Source organism: Streptomyces sp. G5(2025), from assembly GCF_049542075.1.
GTDB lineage: Bacteria > Actinomycetota > Actinomycetes > Streptomycetales > Streptomycetaceae > Streptomyces.
Genome location: NZ_JBMUZT010000006.1, coordinates 1408239 through 1427349 on the forward strand (window position 1 = coordinate 1408239; position 19111 = coordinate 1427349).

The 19111-nt window shown below is 72.4% G+C and carries 17 protein-coding genes and 1 pseudogene; 11 read left to right on the forward strand and 7 right to left on the reverse strand.

Going from position 1 to position 19111, the window contains the following annotated elements:
• Nucleotides 1-95 precede the first annotated feature (95 nt).
• Nucleotides 96-1493 (forward strand): gluconate:H+ symporter, encoded by a 1398-nt coding sequence (locus tag ACOBQB_RS17210; RefSeq protein ID WP_423592737.1) that lies wholly within the window; start codon nucleotides 96-98, stop codon nucleotides 1491-1493.
• Nucleotides 1494-1820: 327 nt separating this feature from the next.
• Here the strand turns inward: ACOBQB_RS17210 and ACOBQB_RS17215 are convergent, their stop codons facing one another.
• From ACOBQB_RS17215 to ACOBQB_RS17225, 3 genes are all read right to left on the reverse strand, one after another.
• Entirely contained in the window at nucleotides 1821-3386 is a 1566-nt protein-coding gene (locus ACOBQB_RS17215; protein ID WP_423592738.1) for an APC family permease, read from the reverse strand.
• 90 nt (nucleotides 3387-3476) lie between these two features.
• Nucleotides 3477-4442, reverse strand: a complete 966-nt coding sequence (locus ACOBQB_RS17220) for a hypothetical protein (protein ID WP_423592739.1) — start codon at nucleotides 4440-4442, stop codon at nucleotides 3477-3479.
• Nucleotides 4443-4612: 170 nt separating this feature from the next.
• Nucleotides 4613-6268 carry an FAD-binding dehydrogenase gene (locus ACOBQB_RS17225; RefSeq protein ID WP_423592740.1) on the reverse strand — a complete coding sequence of 552 codons (1656 nt, stop codon included), beginning with the start codon at nucleotides 6266-6268 and terminating at the stop codon, nucleotides 4613-4615.
• A 182-nt stretch (nucleotides 6269-6450) separates the two neighbouring features.
• Between ACOBQB_RS17225 and ACOBQB_RS17230 the strand changes: the two genes are divergently transcribed.
• From ACOBQB_RS17230 to ACOBQB_RS17250, 5 genes are read left to right on the forward strand one after another with little or no spacing between them, the layout of a single operon-like run.
• The gene (locus ACOBQB_RS17230; protein ID WP_423592742.1) at nucleotides 6451-7110 is read left to right on the forward strand and encodes a TetR/AcrR family transcriptional regulator; all 660 of its coding nucleotides are present in this window, start codon (nucleotides 6451-6453) and stop codon (nucleotides 7108-7110) included.
• Nucleotides 7107-7907 (forward strand): glucose 1-dehydrogenase, encoded by an 801-nt coding sequence (locus ACOBQB_RS17235; protein WP_423592743.1) that lies wholly within the window; start codon nucleotides 7107-7109, stop codon nucleotides 7905-7907. Before ACOBQB_RS17230 ends, ACOBQB_RS17235 begins: the two co-directional genes overlap by 4 nt.
• Before the next feature lie 15 nt (nucleotides 7908-7922).
• The gene (locus tag ACOBQB_RS17240) at nucleotides 7923-8459 is read left to right on the forward strand and encodes an NUDIX hydrolase (RefSeq protein WP_423592744.1); all 537 of its coding nucleotides are present in this window, start codon (nucleotides 7923-7925) and stop codon (nucleotides 8457-8459) included.
• A gap of 40 nt (nucleotides 8460-8499) precedes the next feature.
• Nucleotides 8500-8892, forward strand: coding sequence for a YidH family protein (locus tag ACOBQB_RS17245; RefSeq protein ID WP_423592745.1), 393 nt, complete (start codon nucleotides 8500-8502; stop codon nucleotides 8890-8892).
• Complete coding sequence (locus ACOBQB_RS17250) at nucleotides 8880-9212, forward strand: DUF202 domain-containing protein (RefSeq protein ID WP_423592747.1); 333 nt, start codon at nucleotides 8880-8882, stop codon at nucleotides 9210-9212. The genes ACOBQB_RS17245 and ACOBQB_RS17250 overlap by 13 nt, the downstream gene beginning before the upstream one ends.
• 34 nt (nucleotides 9213-9246) lie before the next feature.
• On the opposite strand, the gene ACOBQB_RS17255 is transcribed toward ACOBQB_RS17250, so the two are convergent.
• Complete coding sequence (locus tag ACOBQB_RS17255; protein WP_423592748.1) at nucleotides 9247-10182, reverse strand: NADP-dependent oxidoreductase; 936 nt, start codon at nucleotides 10180-10182, stop codon at nucleotides 9247-9249.
• A 161-nt stretch (nucleotides 10183-10343) separates the two neighbouring features.
• Here ACOBQB_RS17255 and ACOBQB_RS17260 point away from each other — a divergent pair, with 161 nt between their 5' ends.
• The 3 genes from ACOBQB_RS17260 to ACOBQB_RS17270 all read left to right on the forward strand — a co-directional run bounded on the left by ACOBQB_RS17260 (nucleotide 10344) and on the right by ACOBQB_RS17270 (nucleotide 13052).
• On the forward strand, nucleotides 10344-10640 hold the full coding sequence (locus ACOBQB_RS17260) for a hypothetical protein (RefSeq protein WP_423592749.1): 297 nt from the start codon (nucleotides 10344-10346) through the stop codon (nucleotides 10638-10640).
• A 153-nt stretch (nucleotides 10641-10793) separates the two neighbouring features.
• On the forward strand, nucleotides 10794-11822 hold the full coding sequence (locus ACOBQB_RS17265; RefSeq protein ID WP_423592751.1) for a phosphotransferase family protein: 1029 nt from the start codon (nucleotides 10794-10796) through the stop codon (nucleotides 11820-11822).
• A gap of 9 nt (nucleotides 11823-11831) precedes the next feature.
• On the forward strand, nucleotides 11832-13052 hold the full coding sequence (locus tag ACOBQB_RS17270) for an acyl-CoA dehydrogenase family protein (protein ID WP_423592752.1): 1221 nt from the start codon (nucleotides 11832-11834) through the stop codon (nucleotides 13050-13052).
• Nucleotides 13053-13128: 76 nt separating this feature from the next.
• On the opposite strand, the gene ACOBQB_RS17275 is transcribed toward ACOBQB_RS17270, so the two are convergent.
• From ACOBQB_RS17275 to ACOBQB_RS17285, 3 genes and pseudogenes are all read right to left on the reverse strand, one after another.
• Complete coding sequence (locus ACOBQB_RS17275) at nucleotides 13129-13722, reverse strand: TetR/AcrR family transcriptional regulator (protein ID WP_423592754.1); 594 nt, start codon at nucleotides 13720-13722, stop codon at nucleotides 13129-13131.
• 21 nt (nucleotides 13723-13743) lie between these two features.
• Nucleotides 13744-15479 (reverse strand): annotated as a pseudogene (locus ACOBQB_RS17280) (class I adenylate-forming enzyme family protein).
• Nucleotides 15476-16231 (reverse strand): SDR family oxidoreductase, encoded by a 756-nt coding sequence (locus ACOBQB_RS17285; protein WP_423598542.1) that lies wholly within the window; start codon nucleotides 16229-16231, stop codon nucleotides 15476-15478. Before ACOBQB_RS17285 ends, ACOBQB_RS17280 begins: the two are co-directional and overlap by 4 nt.
• Nucleotides 16232-16542: 311 nt before the next feature.
• Here ACOBQB_RS17285 and ACOBQB_RS17290 point away from each other — a divergent pair, with 311 nt between their 5' ends.
• Both ACOBQB_RS17290 and ACOBQB_RS17295 read left to right on the forward strand, forming a co-directional pair.
• Nucleotides 16543-17796, forward strand: coding sequence for an MFS transporter (locus ACOBQB_RS17290; protein ID WP_423598544.1), 1254 nt, complete (start codon nucleotides 16543-16545; stop codon nucleotides 17794-17796).
• A 12-nt stretch (nucleotides 17797-17808) separates the two neighbouring features.
• Nucleotides 17809-19110, forward strand: a complete 1302-nt coding sequence (locus ACOBQB_RS17295; protein ID WP_423592756.1) for a serine-threonine protein kinase — start codon at nucleotides 17809-17811, stop codon at nucleotides 19108-19110.
• The last annotated feature ends 1 nt before the right edge of the window (nucleotide 19111 follow it).

Below are 19111 nucleotides of genomic sequence, written 5' to 3' on the forward strand. Positions count from 1 at the left end.
GAAGAGTCTTCGCCTGCGGGCCGGCCGCGGCCGGCCGCGCAGTTCCCCGCGCCCCTACGGGGGCGCTTTCCCTACCCCCGTACAAGGAAAGCACCGTGACCAGTCTCAGCGTCGAGATGCTGGCAGCGGACCCCGTCGAGCCGATCACCTCGGCGGGCCATGCCCAGCTGGGGATCGCCGTCCTCGCGGGCATCGCCGTCATCGTCCTGCTCATCACCAAGTTCAAGCTGCACGCGTTCCTCGCGCTGACCGTCGGGTCGCTCGCGCTCGGCGCCTTCGCGGGCGCCCCGCTCGACAAGGCCATCGCCAGCTTCACCGCCGGACTCGGGTCCACGGTCGCGGGTGTCGGGGTGCTCATCGCGCTCGGTGCGATCCTCGGCAAGCTGCTCGCCGACTCCGGGGGCGCGGACCAGATCGTCGACACGATCCTCGCCAGGGCGGGCGGGCGCGCGATGCCGTGGGCGATGGTGCTCATCGCCTCCGTCATCGGTCTGCCGCTCTTCTTCGAGGTCGGCATCGTGCTGCTGATCCCGGTCGTCCTGATGGTCGCCAAGCGCGGCAACTATTCGCTGATGCGGATCGGCATCCCGGCGCTGGCCGGTCTCTCCGTGATGCACGGGCTCATCCCGCCGCACCCCGGCCCGCTCGTCGCCATCGACGCGGTCGAGGCCAACCTCGGTGTCACGCTGGCGCTCGGCGTCCTCGTCGCGATCCCTACGGTGATCATCGCGGGGCCGCTGTTCTCGAAGTACGCGGCGCGCTGGGTCGACGTATCCGCCCCCGAGAAGATGATTCCGCAGCGCCCGTCGGAGGACCTGGAGAAGCGTCCGGGCTTCGGCGTCACGGTGGCCACCGTGCTGCTGCCGGTCGTGCTGATGCTGGCCAAGGCGCTGGTGGACATCGTGGTCGACGACCCCGGGACCACCGTGCAGCGGGTCTTCGACGTCATAGGCTCGCCGCTGATCGCGCTGCTCGCCGCGGTGATCGTCGGTATGTTCACGCTGGGCCGCGCGGCGGGCTTCACCAAGGAGCGCCTGTCGACAACCGTCGAGAAGTCGCTCGCCCCGATCGCGGGCGTCCTGATGATCGTGGGCGCGGGCGGCGGCTTCAAGCAGACGCTCATCGACGTCGGCGTGGGCCAGATGATCCTGGACTTCTCCGAGGACTGGTCGATCCCCGCGCTGCTGCTCGCCTGGCTGATCGCGGTGGCGATCCGGCTCGCGACAGGCTCGGCGACGGTCGCGACGATCTCGGCGGCGGGTCTCGTCGCGCCGCTCGCCGCCGACATGTCGACCTCGCACACGGCGCTGCTGGTCCTGGCCATCGGCGCGGGTTCGCTGTTCTTCTCGCACGTCAACGATGCCGGGTTCTGGCTGGTCAAGGAGTACTTCGGCCTTGACGTCGGCCAGACGATCAAGACGTGGTCGGTGATGGAGACGATCATCTCGGTGGTCGCGGGAGGCCTGGTCCTGCTGCTGTCCCTGATCATCTAGCGGCGCGAACCCCGTACCGCCTCGGGGCTCCGCCCCGGACCCCGCTCCTCAAACGCCGGAGGGGCTGGATTTCCGGAGCTCGCTGCGTTGTCCCCAGCCCTCTGAACGCCCCGCAGGCCGGCGAACCGTCCCGGGGAACCTGCCAGAAGCGTCCCGGGGAACCCGCCAGAACCGTCCCGGGAAACCCGCCGGTAACCGTCCCGGGAAACCCGCGGAAAACCTCATGGCCGCGCTGAAGTCCTCAGCGCGGCCACGAACCATTGAGCCTGTCCGGCGATTGAGGACGAACTCGGCTAAGCCGGGGACGGGCCGAGCCAAGCACCCCCGTCACGCCCCCGGCGAGGAAGACGCCTTCTCCAGCTGGAACGCCTCGTTGCCGAGGCCGATCCGCGCGTGTGCCGCCGGGTTCCGCGAGCGCAGGATCGCCCCGTACGTCACGCCGACGACCGCCGCCAGGAAGATGATGCCGGGCAGCGCCCAGCTGAGCGCCGAGTCCGGGCCCGCGCCCACGAGAACGTCGAAGTCCTTGACGGTGTACGCCGCGATGACGAGCAGGGCGGCCGCGGCGAGCGCGGAGGCGGCGATCCGCCAGGCCTGGGCGCGGGCTGCGCCCCTGCGGGCGAAGAAGACGATGACGGCGACGGACGCGGTCGCCATCAGCAGGATCACGCCGAGCGCGCCGATGTTGCCGCCCCACGTGAACAGTTGCAGCACGGGCGCGGTCGGGTCGCCCGCCTTGCCGTCGTCGGCGACGGCGAAGCCCACGACGACCACGACGGAGACGACGGTCTGGAGCAGCGAGCCGGTGCCGGGGGCGCCGGTCGCGGTGTTGGTACGGCCGAACGCGGCGGGCAGCAGCCCCTCGCGGCCCATCGCGAAGGCGTACCGCGCGACCACGTTGTGGAAGCTGAGGACCGCCGCGAACATGCCGGTCACGAAGAGCACGTGGAGTACGTCGGTGAAGGTGCCGCCGAGCCGGGACTCGGTGAGGTTGAACAGCAGTCCCGCGCTCTGCTCCCGCGCGGCAGGGACGATCCCCGAGGGCCCCGCGGCGACCGTGAGCGCCCAGGAGCTGAGGGCGAAGAAGACGGCGACGAAGCCGACGGCGAAGAACATCACGCGGGCGACGACGACCTGCGGGCGGCTGGTCTCCTCGGCGTACACGGGGGCCTGTTCGAAGCCGGTGAAGGCGGCGATGCAGAAGCACAGGGAGGTGGCGACGCCCGCGCCGGAGAGCGTGTCCAGGTGGAACGCCTCCAGCGAGAGCCCTTCCTTGGCCGGGTCCGCGACGGCCGCGATGTCGAAGATGACGACGAGTGCCACCTCGATGAGCAGCAGCACGCCGAGCACGCGCGCGTTCAGGTCGATCTTCAGCCAGGCCAGCACGGCGACGGCGGCGACGGCGACCAGCGCCGGGAGCCACCAGGCGACCTCGACCTCGAAGTACGTCTGGAGCAGCCCGGCCACCTCGAAGCCGAGCATGCCGTACAGGCCGGCCTGGAGCGCGCTGTAGGCGACGAGCGCGACCAGCGCGGCGCCGGCGCCCGCGGTGCCGCCGAGGCCGCGGGATATGTACGCGTAGAAGGCGCCGGCGTTGTGCACGTGGCGGCTCATCTCGGCGTAGCCGAAGCTGAACAGCGCGAGGACGACGCCGAGGATGAGGAAGAGCAGGGGCTGCCCGACGATGCCCATCACGCCGTAGGTGGTGGGCATGACGCCGGCGACGACCATCAGGGGGCCGGTCGCGGCGAGCACGGAGAGCAGGAGGCCCGCTGTGCCGAGGCGACCCGCGCGCAGTGCGCGTTCCTGCCCCTTGTACGTGCTGATCCCGCTGTCACCCGTCGGTTCGCTGAGGGATCTGGTGCCTCTCGTGCTCGAACTGCCCGTCGCCATGGCGCGGTCGTCCTTTCAGGGGGTACGGATATTCAGGCATGTGTCCTGGCGTTCAGGCGTGTGCCCTGCGTCGGACGTGCGTTCCGGCTCTCAGGCGGAGCCGAGCGCGGTGGCGCGCGCGACGGAGAACGCTTCGTGCGGGTCGCGGTCCGGGTAGGACCAGGGAGCCGGGGTCGCGTGCCGTCCGATGCGGTGGAAGAGCGCGGCGGCCTCGGCGGCCCTGCCCTCGCAGGACTTCGCGTGGGCGAGGAAGTTGAGGTCGATGTGGCAGCGCGGGTGGGCCGGCGCGTCGGGCGTCTCCCACTCCAGCCACCAGTCGAAGGCGGCTTTCATGACGCCGCGGGCGCGCCGCCCCGCCCAGTGCGTGCCCGCCAGGGGGTCGGCCGGTTCCATGCCCGCGGTGGCGAGGACGCGGTAGCGCTCGGCGTGCGCGACGACGGGCAGGACCGCCAACGGCGAGTCCAGGGACGCCTGTTCGGCCGCCCAGGAGGCGAAGTCGTAGACCTCGTGCAGTGGGTCCTGGCCCGCCGCGGGGCGCCGCTCGGCGAGCCGGGCGACCATCAGGTGGTGGGCGTGGTGGTGCTCGGGGTGGCGGTGACGGACCTCGTCGAAGAGGCGTACGACGTCCTCCTCGCGGCCCAGCGAGCGTTCCAGCAGGAGCAGCGCGAGCCAGGGCGTCGGGTCGACGGGGACGCGGCCTGCCGCGTCACGGCACAGGGCGCGCGCCGTGTCCGAACGCTCCTTGCCGCGCAGCGCTTTGTGGACGGCGGCGAAGGCCAGCAGCACCTCGGCGTCGTAGCTCTCCGGTTCCACGAGCCGCCAGTCGCGGGCCCAGGCGGCGGTGGTGGGTTCCTGTGCGAGGACGTCGAAGCGGTGGCCCCTGCGGTCCCAGTCGTCGCCGGTGGCGGCGAGCAGCGCGCGCGCCTCGATCCAGCGTCCCTGGGCCAACGCGGCCCGGGCGCCCACGAGTTCGGCGTCGCCGAGTGCGGCGTCGAAGGCGTGTGCCGCGGCCCTCTTCTTGCGGGAACGGCCCAGTGGGGGTGGGGGTGGTGACACCGCGGGACTTCCTCCCCGGCGCGGCTCGCGTACGGATGATCACGCACAGCAAACCGGTAGGCACCAGTTCACGTCAAGGCCAGGCTACCCTTTCCTCCTTCACCAACTCGTTTCATAATCGGCGCACTTCGCCTCTCACCTGCGATTACTCGTCGTTGGCAAAGAGCTGCTCAACTCACGTCGCGGGCGGCGGCGCGGCCCGCCGCGCGGCCCGAGAAGAGGCAGCCGCCGAGGAAGGTGCCTTCGAGCGAGCGGTAGCCGTGCACTCCCCCGCCGCCGAAACCGGCGGCCTCCCCGGCCGCGTACACACCCGCGAGCGGTTCGCCGCCCTCGGTCAGGACGCGCGAGGAGAGGTCGGTCTCCAGGCCGCCGAGTGTCTTGCGGGTGAGGATGTTGAGGCGTACGGCGATGAGCGGGCCGGCCTTGGGATCCAGGAGGCGGTGCGGGGGCACGGCGCGGATGAGGCGGTCGCCGAGGAACTTGCGGGCGCCACGGATGGCGGTGACCTGGAGGTCCTTGGTGAAGGGGTTGGCGATCTCGCGGTCACGTGCGGCGAGGGTGCGGCGCAGGGCGGCCTCGTCGATGAGTGCTTCTTCGGTGAGCGCGTTCATGCCGCGCACCAGCGCGCCGAGGTCCTTCTCGACGACGAAGTCGACGCCGTGGTCCATGAACGCCTTGACGGGGCCGGGCACGTCGGCCCGCGCGCGGCCGATGACGCCGCGCACCGACTTGCCGGTCAGGTCGGGGTTCTGCTCGGAGCCGCTGAGCGTGAACTCCTTGCCGATGACGCGCTGGTTGAGCACGAACCACGTGTAGTCGTAGCCGGTGTCCATGATGTGGTGCAGCGTGCCGAGGGTGTCGAAGCCGGGGAAGAGGGGCACGGGCAGGCGGTCGCCGCGCGCGTCCAGCCACAGCGACGAGGGGCCAGGCAGGATGCGGATGCCGTGCCGCTCCCAGATGGGGTTCCAGTTCTCGATGCCCTCGGTGTAGTGCCACATGCGGTCGCGGTTGATGAGGTGGGCCCCGGCGGCCTCGGTGATGCCGAGCATCTTGCCGTCCACGTGCGCGGGCACGCCGGAGATCATCTTCTCGGGCGGGGCGCCGAGCCGCTCCGGCCAGTTGGCGCGCACCAGGTCGTGGTTGCCGCCGATGCCGCCCGAGGTCACGATGACCGCCTGGGCCCGCAGTTCGAAGGTGCCCGTCACCTCGCGGCCGCTGGCCTTGCCGCGCTCGACGTCGGACGGTTCGAGGATCTCGCCGGTGACGGTGTCGACGGTGCCCGCGCTGCGCCCGAGCCCGGTGACGCGGTGGCGGAACCTCAGCTCGACGAGGCCGCGCGCCACTCCCGCGCGCACGCGTCGTACGAACGGCGCGAGCAGCCCCGGGCCGGTCCCCCAGGTGATGTGGAAGCGGGGCACGGAGTTGCCGTGCCCCTGCGCGTCGTACCCGCCGCGCTCGGCCCAGCCGACGACGGGGAAGAACCGAACGCCCTGCCCGTGCAGCCACGACCGCTTCTCGCCGGCCGCGAAGTCGACGTACGCCTCGGCCCACTTGCGCGGCCAGTGGTCCTCCGGGCGGTCGAACGCGGCGGTGCCCATCCAGTCCTGGAGGGCGAGCGCGTGGGAGTCCTTGATGCGCAGGCGCCGCTGCTCGGGCGAGTCCACGAAGAACAGCCCGCCGAAGGACCAGTGGGCCTGGCCGCCGAGGGACTGCTCGGGCTCCTGGTCGACGAGCACGACCCGGCGGCCCGCGTCGACGAGCTCCGCGGTGGCCGCGAGTCCGGCGAGCCCCGCCCCGATCACGATCACGTCTGCGTCGTACGCCATAGGGGTCGTCCTCCTCGACAGGGGCCCGCGAAGTTACCGGTGGGTCAGGCCCTGGGTCCGATCCTGGGCAGCACGCCGGCGCACGTCAACAGGTGGGGCCGGGGAAGTTGATCGGCGGGGCGCGCCGGACGGGCCCGCTGCCGGCGGTGGCTTTTAATAATGGCCAGCATTAGAGTGACGGCATGGCCAGGACATCGGGCCCCGAGACCCGGGAGAAACTCCTCCGCGCCGGCGAGGAGGTCTTCGCCGCCCAGGGCGTCGACGGCGCCCAACTGCGGGACATCGTCCGCCTCGCGGGGCAGAGCAACCCCTCCGCCGTCCAGTACCACTTCGGCTCCCGCGGCGGGCTCCTCGACGCCGTGATGGCCGCCCGCCAGGAGCGCACCGAGCGGGTGCTCGCCGCCGAGCTGGCGCGCACGGGGGCCGACACCGGCGCCGATACCGGACCGCGCCGCCTGCACGGCCTGCTGACCGCCCTGGTCACCGCGGAGGCCACCGAGCTGCGCACCGAGCGCGGGCGGCGCTGCCTGCGGATCTCCGCGCAGCTCAGCCACGAGAGCGGCGTGCGCACCCGCACCCCGCATCCCACCCTCGCCGGCACCGTCTACTGGCAGCTGATCGGGCGGCTGGAGGAGTGCCTCGCCGCCGAGGTGCCGGAACCGGTCCGCCTGGAGCGGCTCGACCTGGCGCTCACGATGATCGGCGCCGCCCTCGGCGACCGCGCCCGGCAGTACTTGACGGGCACCACACCGCTGACCGGCGAGGACGTCTTCCTCGCGGACCTCGTCGAGACCACCGCGGCCCTGCTGCGGGCCCCGCTCCCACCCTTGGAGACCTCATGACCGGCACGACCGCCACGCCTGCCCCCGCCCCGGCCCACGACCTCGCCGGCAAGACCGTCCTCATCACCGGCGCCGCCCGCGGCCTCGGCGCCGAGGCCGCCCGGCAGGCGGTCGCCGCGGGTGCGAACGTCGTCCTGACCGACGTGCTCGACGAGGAGGGCGCGGCCACCGCCGCCGAGCTGGGCGAGCGCGCCCGCTTCGCGCACCACGACGTGACGTCCGAGGAGGACTGGCGGCGCGTCGCGGACCTCGCGGTCGCCGAGTTCGGCGGCCTGCACGGCCTGGTGAACAACGCCGGGATATCGGCCGGCCAGTTCCTGGAGTCGGAGTCCGTCGAGCACTTCCGCAAGGTCCTCGACATCAACCTCACCGGCGTCTTCATCGGCATGAAGACCGTGGTCCCGGCCATGAAGAAGGCGGGCGGCGGCTCGATCGTCAACATCTCCTCCGCGGCCGGCCTGATGGGCCTCGCGCTCACCGCCGGTTACGGCGCCTCCAAGTGGGGCGTGCGCGGCCTCACCAAGATCGGCGCGGTGGAGCTCGGCACCGCCCGGATCCGGGTCAACTCCGTCCACCCCGGTATGACGTACACCCCGATGACCGCCGAGGTCGGCATCGAGAAGGGTGAGGGCAGGTACCCCAACACCCCCATGGGCCGGGTCGGCGAGCCGCATGAGATCGCGGCCGCCATGGTCTTCCTGCTCTCGGACGCCGCGTCGTACGTGACGGGCGCGGAGCTCGCCGTCGACGGCGGCTGGACGGCCGGTCCCACGGTCAAGTACGTCATGGGCCAGTGAGGTTGGATGGCCGGCATGGCGACACAGAGCGGGCCGCCGCCCGACCCCCGTGAAGAGATCCTGACCGTCGTCGACGAGAACGACGAGGTCATCGGCGAGGCCCCGCGCGGTGAGGTGTACGCGCGAGGGCTGCGCCACCGCTGTGTGTTCATCCAGGCGCGCGATGCCGAGGGCCGCGTCTTCGTGCACCGCCGCACCGCGACGAAGCTGGTCTTCCCCTCCCTGTACGACATGTTCGTGGGCGGCGTGGTCGGGGCCGGGGAGTCCTGCGACGACGCGGCCCTGCGCGAGGCGCGAGAGGAACTGGGGGTCCAGGACCTGCCGCGCCCCACCCCGCTCTTCACGTTCCTCTTCGACGACGGCGCCGGGAAGTCCTGGTGGGCGTACCTCTACCAGGTGCGCTGCGAGACGCCGGTGAACCCGCAGGCCGAGGAGGTCGCCTGGCACGCCTTCCTCCCCGAGGACGAGCTGGAGCGGCGGCTGGAGGAGTGGGAGTGGGTGCCGGACGGGCTCGACGCGTACCACCGCCTGAGGGCCTTCCGCGCGAGCTGATCGCCACGGCCCTGGGGGCCGCACGGCTTATGGTGCGGCGGTGAGCAATTTCGTACGGAGTCTGAGGCTGTGGTTCGCGCCCGAACGCATCCGTGAGGAGGGCGACACCCCCGACTACCGCTTCTCGCTCGCCAACGAACGCACCTTCCTGGCCTGGCTGCGCACCGCGCTCGCGCTGATCGGCGGCGGCTTCGCCGTGGACCAGTTCCTGCCGGACCTGCGCTGGGGCTGGCGGATCGGGCTCGCGCTCGCGCTGCTCGCCGCGGGCGTCCTGTGCTCGCTGCGGGCGGTCAACCACTGGGTGCGGTGCGAGCGGGCCATGCGGCGCGGCGAGGACCTGCCCGCGGGCCGCTTCCCGACGGTGCTGGGCCTGGTCGTCGCGGTGGTGGCGCTCGCCATGGTGGTGGTCGTGCTCTTCGGGTGGGAGGGGTGAGCGGGCCCGGCCCCGAGCCGGCGCGCGACCCCGGGCTCCAGCCGGAGCGGACGCGGCTCGCGTGGCGGCGTACGACGCTGTCCTGCACGGTGGCGGCGGTCCTCGCCGCCCGCACGGTGCTGCACCACGGTCCCACCGCCACCGGTGTCCTGGCCTGCGCCCTGTGCCTGCTGCTCTGGCTCGGCTTCCTCACGGTCGCCCACCACAGAATGGTCGCGCTGACCGCCCGCCGCCCGCGGACGCTGACCGTGCGGGGCGCGTGGACGGCGGCGCTGTGCACCTTGGCGCTGGCGGGGTGCGCGGCGGCGATGGTGGTGTGAGGGCGACCGGTACCCGGGCGGCCCGAACCGCGGGTCAGTCCTGGTGCTCCACCGTCACGACGATCTTGCCGCGCGTGCGGCCCTCCTCGCTCAGGCGGTGGGCGTCTGCGGCCCGCTCCAGTGGGAACGTCTTGTCGACGTGGACCGTCACCACGCCCTGTTCCGCGAGCTCCGTCAGCCGCAGCAGGTCCGCCGCGTCGGGGCGGACGAAGCAGTAGTGGCCGCCGAGACCCAGCACCCCGCCGTCCGCGATGGACGCCAGCCGGCCGCCGCTCGCGAGGAGTTCGGCGGACGCCTTGAGGGTGTCGCCGCCGATCGTGTCGAAGGCCGCGTCGACACCGTCGGGCGCGAGGGCGCGGACCCGTTCGACCAGGCCGTCCCCGTACGTCACCGGCTCCGCGCCCAGCTCCCGCAGGAAGTCGTGGTTGCGTTCACTGGCCGTCCCGATCACGCGGGCGCCGGCGTGCCGCCCGAGCTGCACCGCGAGGGAGCCGACGCCGCCGGCCGCCGCGTGCACGAGGACGGTGTCGCCGTCCTTGACCTGGAGCGCCTTGACCATCACCTGGTACGCGGTGAGTCCGGCGAGCGGCAGCCCCGCGGCCTCCTCGAAGCTGAGGTTGCGCGGCTTGGGGGCGAGGGTGCGCACGGGCGCGGCGACGTACTCCGCGAAGGTGCCGCGGGAGAGGAGGTCCTCGCGCACATATCCGATGACCTCGTCACCGACGGCGAACTCCGGGGCCGAGGCGCCCGGATGGACCACCACTCCGGCGACGTCCCAGCCCGGGATCACCGGGAAGACGGGGTCGAGGAGGCCGTCGAGGTAGCCCTCGCGGCACTTCCAGTCGACGGGATTCACGGCCGCGGCACGCACCTTCACGAGGACGGAGTCGGGGCCGACCTTGGGGTCGCGCACCTCGCCGTATTCCAGGACGTCGGGTCCGCCGTAGCCGCTGTAGCTGATCGCCTTCATGGGGGGCCACCTTCGTGGGGTCGCTTTCACGGGACACCCGCATGGGTCACCTGCGCGGAGGTCGGGGAAACATCGCCAGACTGACATAAAGGAATAAAAGGGGGCATCGAGGGCTAGCCTGAGAGGGTCAGCCTCCCCGGAAGTCACAGAAGGTGCGCGTCATGACCACGCTCCATCACGAACACCCGGTGCACGACCACATCCACGGCCCGGCCTGCGGCCACCCCGAGGTGCCGCACGGCGACCACGTCGACTACGCGCACGACGGCCACCTGCACCGCCGCCACAGCGACCACTACGACGAGTGCGAGCCGGCCGGCCACGTCGCGCACCATGGCCACGACCATCAGCACGGCGACGGCTGCGGCCACGACTCCGTCCTGCACGGCGACCACGTCGACTATGTGCACGACGGACATCGGCACGCCGCCCACGAGGGGCACTGGGACGATCACTGAGCGGTTCACCGGCGCGCCGACCGGCCGCGGGCGCGGCCACGCCCGGTCGCGCGGTGCCCCGCGCCCCTGAGGGGGCGCCCTCGCTCTGGACGGCATACCGACTGGTCGGCATCATGGGGTGGCACGCCACCACCACGCCGATCAGGAGCGAAGATGAGCGCAGACCATCCGCCGGGCCTCGACCTCAACCAGTTGCGCGGCCACCTCGACCGCGAGCGGCCGGGTCTGGTGGGCGGGCCGCTCACCGCCCGGCTCATCGAGGGCGGCCGGTCCAACCTCACGTACGCCGTGACCGACGGCGTCTCGCGCTGGGTCGTGCGGCGGCCCCCGCTCGGCCACGTGCTGGCCACCGCGCACGACATGAGGCGCGAGCACCGGGTGATCGAGGCGCTGCACCCCACGAACGTGCCGGTGCCCGCCCCCGTGCTGCTCTGTGACGACGACACCGTCATAGGGGCGCCCTTCTACGTGATGGAGTTCGTGGACGGCACGCCGTACCGCACCGCCGAGGAGCTCGCGCCCCTCGGCCCCGAGCGCACCCGCGCCGCGGTGCTCGGCCTCGTCGACACCCTCGTCGACCTGCACGCCGTGGACCCGGCGGCCGTCGGCCTCGGCGACTTCGGACGGCCCGACGGCTTCCTCGACCGTCAGCTGCGCCGCTGGGGCAAGCAGCTGGACGCGTCCCGCAACCGCGACCTCCCCGGCGTCGACGAGCTGCACGCGGCGCTCGGGCGCTCCCTGCCCGCCTCGCCCGCGCCTACCGTCATCCACGGCGACTACCGCCTGGACAACGTCCTGATCGGCGAGGACGACCGGATCAAGGCCATCCTCGACTGGGAGATGTCCACGCTCGGCGATCCGCTCACCGACCTCGGCCTGCTGGTGATGTACAGCGCGAGGCTGGAGGTGCCCGACTCCCCCGTCAGCACCACGGCGGGCGCGCCCGGCCACCCCGACCCTGCCGAGCTGATCGAACGGTACGCCGCGCGCTCGGGGCGCGACGTCTCCGCGGTCTCCTGGTACACCGCCTTCGCGTGGTTCAAGCTCGCCGTGATCCTGGAGGGCATCCACTACCGCTACACGCTCGGCCAGACGGTCGGCGCGGGCTTCGACCGGATCGGCGAGCTGGTGCCGGTCTTCATCGAGCACGGCCACCGCACGCTCCAGGGACAGGAAGGCTGAGACAGCGCCATGGACTTCGCATACGACGCCCGCACCGAAGAGCTGCGCGCGAAGCTGCTCGCCTTCATGGACGAGCACGTGTACCCGGCCGAGGCCGTCGCCGACGAGCAGCGCGCCGCCCTCGCCTCCCCGTGGCAGACCCCGGCCGTGGTCGAGGAGCTGAAGGCCGAGGCCCGCAGGCAGGGCCTGTGGAATCTCTTCCTTCCCGACGCGGAACACGGCGCGGGGCTCACCAACCTCCAGTACGCACCGCTCGCCGAGATCACCGGCCGCTCCCCGCAGCTGGCACCCACCGCGCTGAACTGCGCGGCGCCGGACACCGGCAACATGGAGGTGCTCGCGCAGTTCGGCACCGCCGAGCAGAAGAAGCGGTGGCTGGAGCCGCTGCTCGCCGGGGAGATCCGCTCGGCGTTCGCGATGACCGAGCCGGAGGTGGCGTCGTCGGACGCCACGAACATCACGACCCTCATCGAGCGGTCGGCGGACGGCTCCGAGTACGTCGTCTCGGGCCGCAAGTGGTACATCTCCGGGGCGATGAACCCGGACTGCGAGATCTTCATCGTGATGGGCAAGACCGACCCGGACGGCGCCGACATACGCCGCCAGCAGTCCATGGTGCTGGTCCCGCGCGACACCCCCGGCCTCGAAGTGCGGCGCGCCATGCGGGTGTACGGGTACGAGGACCACTACCACGGGGGCCACGCGGAAGTCGTCTTCGACGGCGTCCGGGTGCCCGCGGCGAACCTCATCGGCGAGGAGGGCGGCGGCTTCGCCATCGCGCAGGCGCGGCTCGGGCCCGGCCGCATCCACCACTGCATGCGGCTCATCGGCATGGCCGAGCGGGCCATCGAGCTGATGTGCCGGCGGGCGGTCGCGCGTACCGCGTTCGGCAAGCCGCTGGCCCAGCAGGGCGTCGTACAGGAGTGGATCGCGGACGCACGGGTCGCCGTGGAGCAGCTGCGGCTGCTCGTCCTGAAGACGGCCTGGCTGATGGACACGGTCGGCAACCGCGGTGCCCACACGGAGATCCAGGCCATCAAGATCGCCACGCCGCGGACGGTGGTCGACATCCTCGACCGGGCCGTGCAGGTGCACGGCGCGGGCGGGGTGAGCCAGGACTTCCCGCTGGCGGAGCTGTGGGCCGCGGCGAGGACGCTGAGACTGGCCGATGGGCCTGACGAGGTGCATCAGCGGTCGCTGGCGCGGCGGGAGCTCAAGCGGTACGTGTAGGAGGTGCGGGGCGTGTTCCGTCTGCGGGCGCGTCGTGGTTGCTCGCGCAGTTCCCCGCGCCCCTACGGGGCGCCCATCACGGGCGCAGCGCGCGCAGGAGCAGGTCCGCCAAGTGGTCCGCCACCTGTTGCGGCGTCAGGGGGCCCTCGGGGCGGTACCAGGTGGACAGGTGGTGGACGGAGCCGAAGTGGTAGTCCACCACCAGGTCCGCCGGGGTCGCCGCGGAGAAGACGCCCGACTCCTGGCCCTCCTCGATCAGGGCCCGGAAGCGCTCGTGGTAGCGGCGCCGCTCGGCGCGCACCTGCTTGTTCTTCTCGGGGCCGAGGTGGTGCATGGAGCGGAAGAAGATCGAGGCGTCGTCGAGGTTGTCGATGGTGGTGACCACGACGTCCGCGGCGGCGTCGCGGACCCGCCGCTCGACGGGGGCGTCCGCGTCCGCGATGGCGTCCAGCCGCTCCTGCTGGACGCGGAGCATGCGGGCGTAGACCTCGTGCAGCAGGTCGTCCTTGGAGCCGAAGTAGTGGTAGAGCGCGCCCTTGGTGACGCCGGCCGCCTCCACGATCTCCTGCACCGAGGTGCGGTCGTAGCCCTGGTCGGCGAAGAGCCGGGTGGCGGCGGCCAGTAGCCGCTGCGGGACGGGCGTGCCGTCACCGTCCGTCGTCCTGGCCACTGCCGCCACCTGCCTTTCGTGTCACTGACTGTCCATCGGGCTGTCCATCGGGAGGGAACGCAGTTCCCGCCGGAGGATCTTCCCACTTGTCGTCTTCGGCAGTTCCGTCAGGATCTCGACCTCGCGCGGGTATTTGTACGCGGCCAGCCGCTCCTTGCAGTACGCCGTCAGCTCCTCGGGGCCGGTGTCGCTGCCCGGGCTGAGGCTGACGTACGCCTTGACGCTCTCCCCTCGGTAGCTGTCGGGCACGCCGACGACGGCCGCCTCGCGCACGGCCGGGTGGGAGTAGAGGACGTCCTCGACCTCGCGGGGCCAGACCTTGAAGCCGGACGCGTTGATCATGTCCTTCTTGCGGTCGACGACGTAGAGCCAGCCGGCCGGGTCCATGAATCCGATGTCTCCGGTGCGCAGTTCGCCGCCGGGAAAGGCCTCGGCGGTGGCGTCGGGGCGGCGCCAGTAACCGGGGACGACCTGGGGTCCTCGTACGACGATCTCACCGTGCTCGCCGAAGGGGACCTCCTGGCCCGCCTCGTCCAGGATGCGGACGACCGTCTCGGGGCCCGGGACGCCGACGGCGAGGGTGCCGGAGAACGGGTCGACGGGCGCCTCCTGGCCCGGGGGCACGGAGGCGCAGGGCGCGGTGCACTCGGTGAGGCCGTAGCCGTTGTGGAGGTAGGGGCCGAAGGCGGCGCGGAACTTCTCCACCAGGGCCGGGGGCAGCGGCGCGCCGCCCGAGGAGATCAGCACGAAGGAGTCGAAGTGGGCGCGCGTCGCCGAGGGGTGGGCGGCGAGCGCCATGAAGGCCGTGGACGGGCCGACGGTGTACGCGGGGCGGTGCTCGGCGAAGGCGTCGAGGACGACCCCGGCCTCGAAGCGGTAGGTGAGGGCGAGGGTCCCCGCGTTGGCGATACAGCCCGCGAGCTGCGCGACCATGCCGGTGATGTGGAAGAGCGGCGCCAGCGCGAAGTAGCAGGCGCCTTCGGGGATGCCGGAGCCGGTGCGCTGGCGTTCGGCGTTGTAGGTGATGTTGCCGTGGGTGTTCGTGGCGCCCTTCGGGGTGCCGCTCGTGCCGGATGTGTAGCTGATGAGGGCCACGTCGGACGGGCCGAGTTCGCGGTCGGCGGGGGCGGGAGCCCCTGGCGCGCGACCGTCACCAGGTCGTCGGCGTCGGCCGGGACCGGCAGGCGCTCGAAGTCCAGGACGCGGGTGTCGTTCCGGCTCTGGAGGCCGAGCTGGCAGGCGGTGAGCACGACGCGCACCGACGAGCCCGCCGCCGTGTCGCGCAGATACGTCTCCCAGGCGCGGTCCGCGCAGATCAGCGCGGTCACGCCGGCGTCGGCGAGGACGTGGGCGACCTCCGCCGACTTGTACATGGGGTTGACGGGCACGACCGTCGCGCCCGCCTTCCAGGCGCCGAGGAGGGCGAGCACGAAGTGCGGGGTGTTCTGGAGGAGGATCGCGACGCGGTCGCCCCGCGCGACGCCGCGCGCGGCCAGGTGGCCTGCGACGGAGTCGCTGAGGGCGTCCGTCTCGCGGTAGCTGAGGCAGCCGTCGAAGTAGGCGAGGGCGGTGTGTTCCGGGGCTCTGGCGACGGCGGCGCGGAAGGCGTGCACCACGGAGGCGGCGGGGGTGACGGCGGTGCGCTGGGCGTCGTTGAGGCGGGCGAGCCAGGGCTTGGCGGCGTAGATGGAGCCGTTCGGGGCCTCGGGGGTCCGGGAAGCCTCAGAGACCCGGGGGGCCTCGGATGATTCGGTCATCGCTGCGTCGCCTCCCACTTCTGCTGGATGTGGTTCATTCCGGTCAGCCACTTGTCGGGGGTGGCGGCGCGCGCCTCGTAGTACGCGGCGACCTCCGGGTGCGGCAGGATCAGGAAGCGGTCCTCGGCCATGCCCGCGAAGAGCGCGTCGGCGACGTCCTCCGGTTCGATCGCGGTGGGCGTGAGGACGAGGTCGCCCGCGCTGCCGGTGGCGGCGAGCATGTCGGTGCGCACGCCCTGCGGGCAGATGGCGTGGACCTTGAGGCCGCGGTGGCGGTAGGTGAGCGAGAGCCATTCGGCGAAGGCGTACGCGCCGTGCTTGGTCACGCTGTAGGGCGCGGCGCCGATCATGGTGAGCAGGCCGGCCGCGGAGACGGTGGAGACGAAGCGTCCGCTGCCGCGCTCCAGCCAGCCGGGCAGCAGCGCGTGCGCCGCCCGTACGTGCGCCATGACGTTGACGTCCCAGGCCGCGGCCCAGACCGCCTCGGGCGCGGCCTCGCTGCCGCCGGAGCCGAGCCCGGCGTTGGCGCAGTACACGTCGACCGTGCCGCCGAGCGCCTCGGCGGCCTGCGGCACGATCAGCGAGGCGTCGCCGGGGACGGCGATGCCGCCCACCTCGTCGGCGACGGCCCGCGCCTTGGCCCCGTCCAGGTCGTTGACGACGACGCGCGCCCCCTCGGCGGCGAAGCGGCGGGCGAGCGCGGCCCCGATCCCGCCCCCGGCGCCGGTGACGACAACTCCCTTGTCCCGCAGGGTCTCCACGACCGGTCTCCTTCGACGTCGGACTCGACCACGGACTCGACCACGATTCGACCACAGCTCGGGCGGCCCGTCTGACACGGCAGACTAACCAGTCGGTATGTCGTGGCGAAAGGGGGGCGGCCGACCCGGCCCCACCGGCGGTCTCATGGGACGAGACAGGCCGTCCCAGGTATTGACTGGCCCCTACATCCACCATGAGAGTGCCGCTCGTGCGGAGCGAAACGACAGCAAGCGAAACGACGGCAGCGAAGAAACAGCCGGCCACCCCCGACGCGCAGGGCGCCGAAGGCAGCCCGGAGAGCATGCGGCGGGTCGCCGTGGCCTCCTTCATCGGGACGGCCATCGAGTTCTACGACTTCTACATCTACGGCACGGCGGCCGCCCTCGTCCTGAACCAGGCGTTCTTCCCGACCCTCGACCCGGTCAACGCCACCCTCGCGTCGTTCTCCACGTACGCGGTGGCGTTCGCGGCGCGGCCCATCGGCTCGGTGGTCTTCGGCCACTTCGGCGACCGGGTGGGCCGCAAGTCCGTCCTGGTGGCCTCGCTGCTCCTGATGGGCCTCTCGACCGCCCTCGTCGGGCTCCTCCCCGGCTACGGCACCCTCGGCGTCTGGGCGCCGCTGCTGCTGATCCTGCTCCGTTTCCTCCAGGGCATCGGGCTCGGCGGCGAGTGGGGCGGGGCGGCGCTGCTCGCGGTGGAGCACGCGCCGAAGAAGAAGCGCGGACTGTACGCGGCCTTCCCCCAACTCGGGCCCTCGGTCGGGTTCTTCGCGGCGACCGGCGTCTTCTGGCTGCTCTCGTCCGTGCTCTCCGACGACGCGTTTCGCGGCTGGGGCTGGCGCGTGCCGTTCCTGCTCTCCTTCCTGCTCGTCGGCGTCGGCCTCTTCGTGCGGCTGCGGATCAGCGAGACGCCGGTCTTCGCGAAGGTCATGGAGGCGCAGGAGGCCAGCAAGGTCCCCGCGCTCGACGTGCTCCGCCGCCACCCGCGCGAACTGCTGCTCGGCGCGGGCGGCATGGTCGTCGCGTACGGCCTCTTCTACACCGCGACGACCTACTGCCTCGCCTACGCCACCGGCACCCTGGACGTCCCCCGCAACACCATGCTGGGACTGTCTCTCGTGGCCTGCCTCTTCCTCGCGGCCGGCACCTGGCTCGCCGCGACGCGCTCCGACGGCGCCGGGCGACGCAGGCTGGTCCTCGCGGGCGCGGGGCTCTCGGCGGTGTGGGGGCTCGTCCTCTTCCCGCTCCTGGACACCGAGCAGCCGGCGCTGATCGCGCTCGCGCTCGGCGGGGCCCTGTTCTGCATGGGCGTGGTCTACGGCCCGATGGGCGCCTATCTACCCGAGCTGTTCGGCACGAACGTCCGCTACTCGGGCGCCTCGCTCGCCTACAACCTCGGCGGTGTCCTCGGCGGCGCGGTGTCGCCGCTGGTGGCGACCCGGCTCCAGTCGGCGTTCGGCTCCTCCTCGGTGGGCTGGTACGTGAGCGCGATGGCGGTCGTGTCGCTGGTGTGCGTCCTCGCGCTGCCGGAGACCGGCGAGCGCGAACTGACCTGACGCGCGCGGAGTATGGCCAGGTGGCCGAAGCGGCAGGACCATACGGGCGTGAAGCCCTACTGGGAACTGACCTTCGACGCCGACGGCGACGTCGACACCGCGCAGCGCGCGGAGCTGCTGTCCGGCGCGGAACGCGCACGCGTCTGCGATCTGCTGGTCTTCGCGCACGGCTGGAACAACGACAAGAAGGGCGCCCGCTCGCTGTACCGGCGCTTCTTCGCCCCCTGTCAGCGCCTGGCCGCGCCGGAAGTGCGCCTCGGCTACGTCGGCGTGCTGTGGCCCGCCATCCGCTTCCCCGACGAACCCATCCCCGACTTCGATCCCTCGGCGGTGCCCGCCGCCCCCGCGCCGCCGGGTGAACCGTTGCTCGACGCGGCCACCCGGCAGGCACTGGACCGCGCCTTCCCCGACCACGGCCCGACGCTCGACCGCATCGCCGAGCTGCTCGCGGAGCGCTCGGACGTCCCCTCCCGCGTCTACGAGTTCGGACGGCACGTACGGGAGCTGGTCTCCCTGCGCGAGACGAGCCCGGCCCGCCATCTCGGGGAGGACACCGGCGCGGGCGAGCCCGCCATGCTCACCGACGACGCGGTCCAGGTCTGCGAGGTGTTCGCGGCGGCCCGCGCGGACAGCGGGCAGCCCGAACTCCTCAGCGGGCTGCGCAAACGCGTGTGGGACGGCGCCCACGAGCTGCTGCGGCAGGGCTCCTACTACGCGATGAAGCGCCGGGCGGGCGCGGTCGGCCAGCTGGGGCTCGGCCCCGCCATCGGCCTGCTCGCCGCCGACGCGCCCGGGATCAGGGTGCACCTCATCGGGCACAGCTTCGGCGCCCGCCTCGTCTCGTACGCGCTGCGCGGCATGCCCGCCGGCGTCCGCACGGTGAAGTCGGTGACGCTGCTCCAAGGGGCCTTCTCGCATTACGCGTTCGCCGACCGGCTGCCCCACGACAGGTCGCGCGGCGGCGCCCTGCGCGGCGTACAACGGCGTATCGACGGCCCCCTGGTCTCCTGCTACTCGCGCCACGACGACGCGCTGGGGCGGCTGTACCCCCTGGCGTCGAAGCTGGCCGGTGACTCCACGAGTTTCTTGAGCCTGTGGGAGCGGTGGGGCGCCGTCGGCTACGGCGGCATCCGGGCGGTGGAGGGAGCCAAGCGCGTCGAGCTCGGCGAGCGGCTGCCCGCCAAGGGGTGTGTGAGCGTGGACGCGGCGTCGGTGGTGCGGCGCGGCGGACCGCCCTGTGGCGCGCACAGCGACGTGTGCCATGAGGAGCTGGCGCGCGCCGTGTTCGCCGCAGGGCGGATTCCGATGGCCTGAC

Excerpts from the sequence above, each read along its gene's own strand:
- ACOBQB_RS17255 (WP_423592748.1), bottom strand. The coding sequence starts at position 10,182 with ATGAAGGCGATCAGCTACAGCGGCTACGGCGGACCCGACGTCCTGGAA.
- ACOBQB_RS17225 (WP_423592740.1), bottom strand. The coding sequence starts at position 6,268 with ATGGCGTACGACGCAGACGTGATCGTGATCGGGGCGGGGCTCGCCGGA.
- ACOBQB_RS17265 (WP_423592751.1), top strand. The coding sequence starts at position 10,794 with ATGAGCGCAGACCATCCGCCGGGCCTCGACCTCAACCAGTTGCGCGGC.
- ACOBQB_RS17240 (WP_423592744.1), top strand. The coding sequence starts at position 7,923 with ATGGCGACACAGAGCGGGCCGCCGCCCGACCCCCGTGAAGAGATCCTG.
- ACOBQB_RS17260 (WP_423592749.1), top strand. The coding sequence starts at position 10,344 with ATGACCACGCTCCATCACGAACACCCGGTGCACGACCACATCCACGGC.
- ACOBQB_RS17215 (WP_423592738.1), bottom strand. The coding sequence starts at position 3,386 with ATGGCGACGGGCAGTTCGAGCACGAGAGGCACCAGATCCCTCAGCGAA.
- ACOBQB_RS17270 (WP_423592752.1), top strand. The coding sequence starts at position 11,832 with ATGGACTTCGCATACGACGCCCGCACCGAAGAGCTGCGCGCGAAGCTG.
- ACOBQB_RS17235 (WP_423592743.1), top strand. The coding sequence starts at position 7,107 with ATGACCGGCACGACCGCCACGCCTGCCCCCGCCCCGGCCCACGACCTC.
- ACOBQB_RS17230 (WP_423592742.1), top strand. The coding sequence starts at position 6,451 with ATGGCCAGGACATCGGGCCCCGAGACCCGGGAGAAACTCCTCCGCGCC.
- ACOBQB_RS17290 (WP_423598544.1), top strand. The coding sequence starts at position 16,543 with ATGCGGCGGGTCGCCGTGGCCTCCTTCATCGGGACGGCCATCGAGTTC.
- ACOBQB_RS17295 (WP_423592756.1), top strand. The coding sequence starts at position 17,809 with ATGGCCAGGTGGCCGAAGCGGCAGGACCATACGGGCGTGAAGCCCTAC.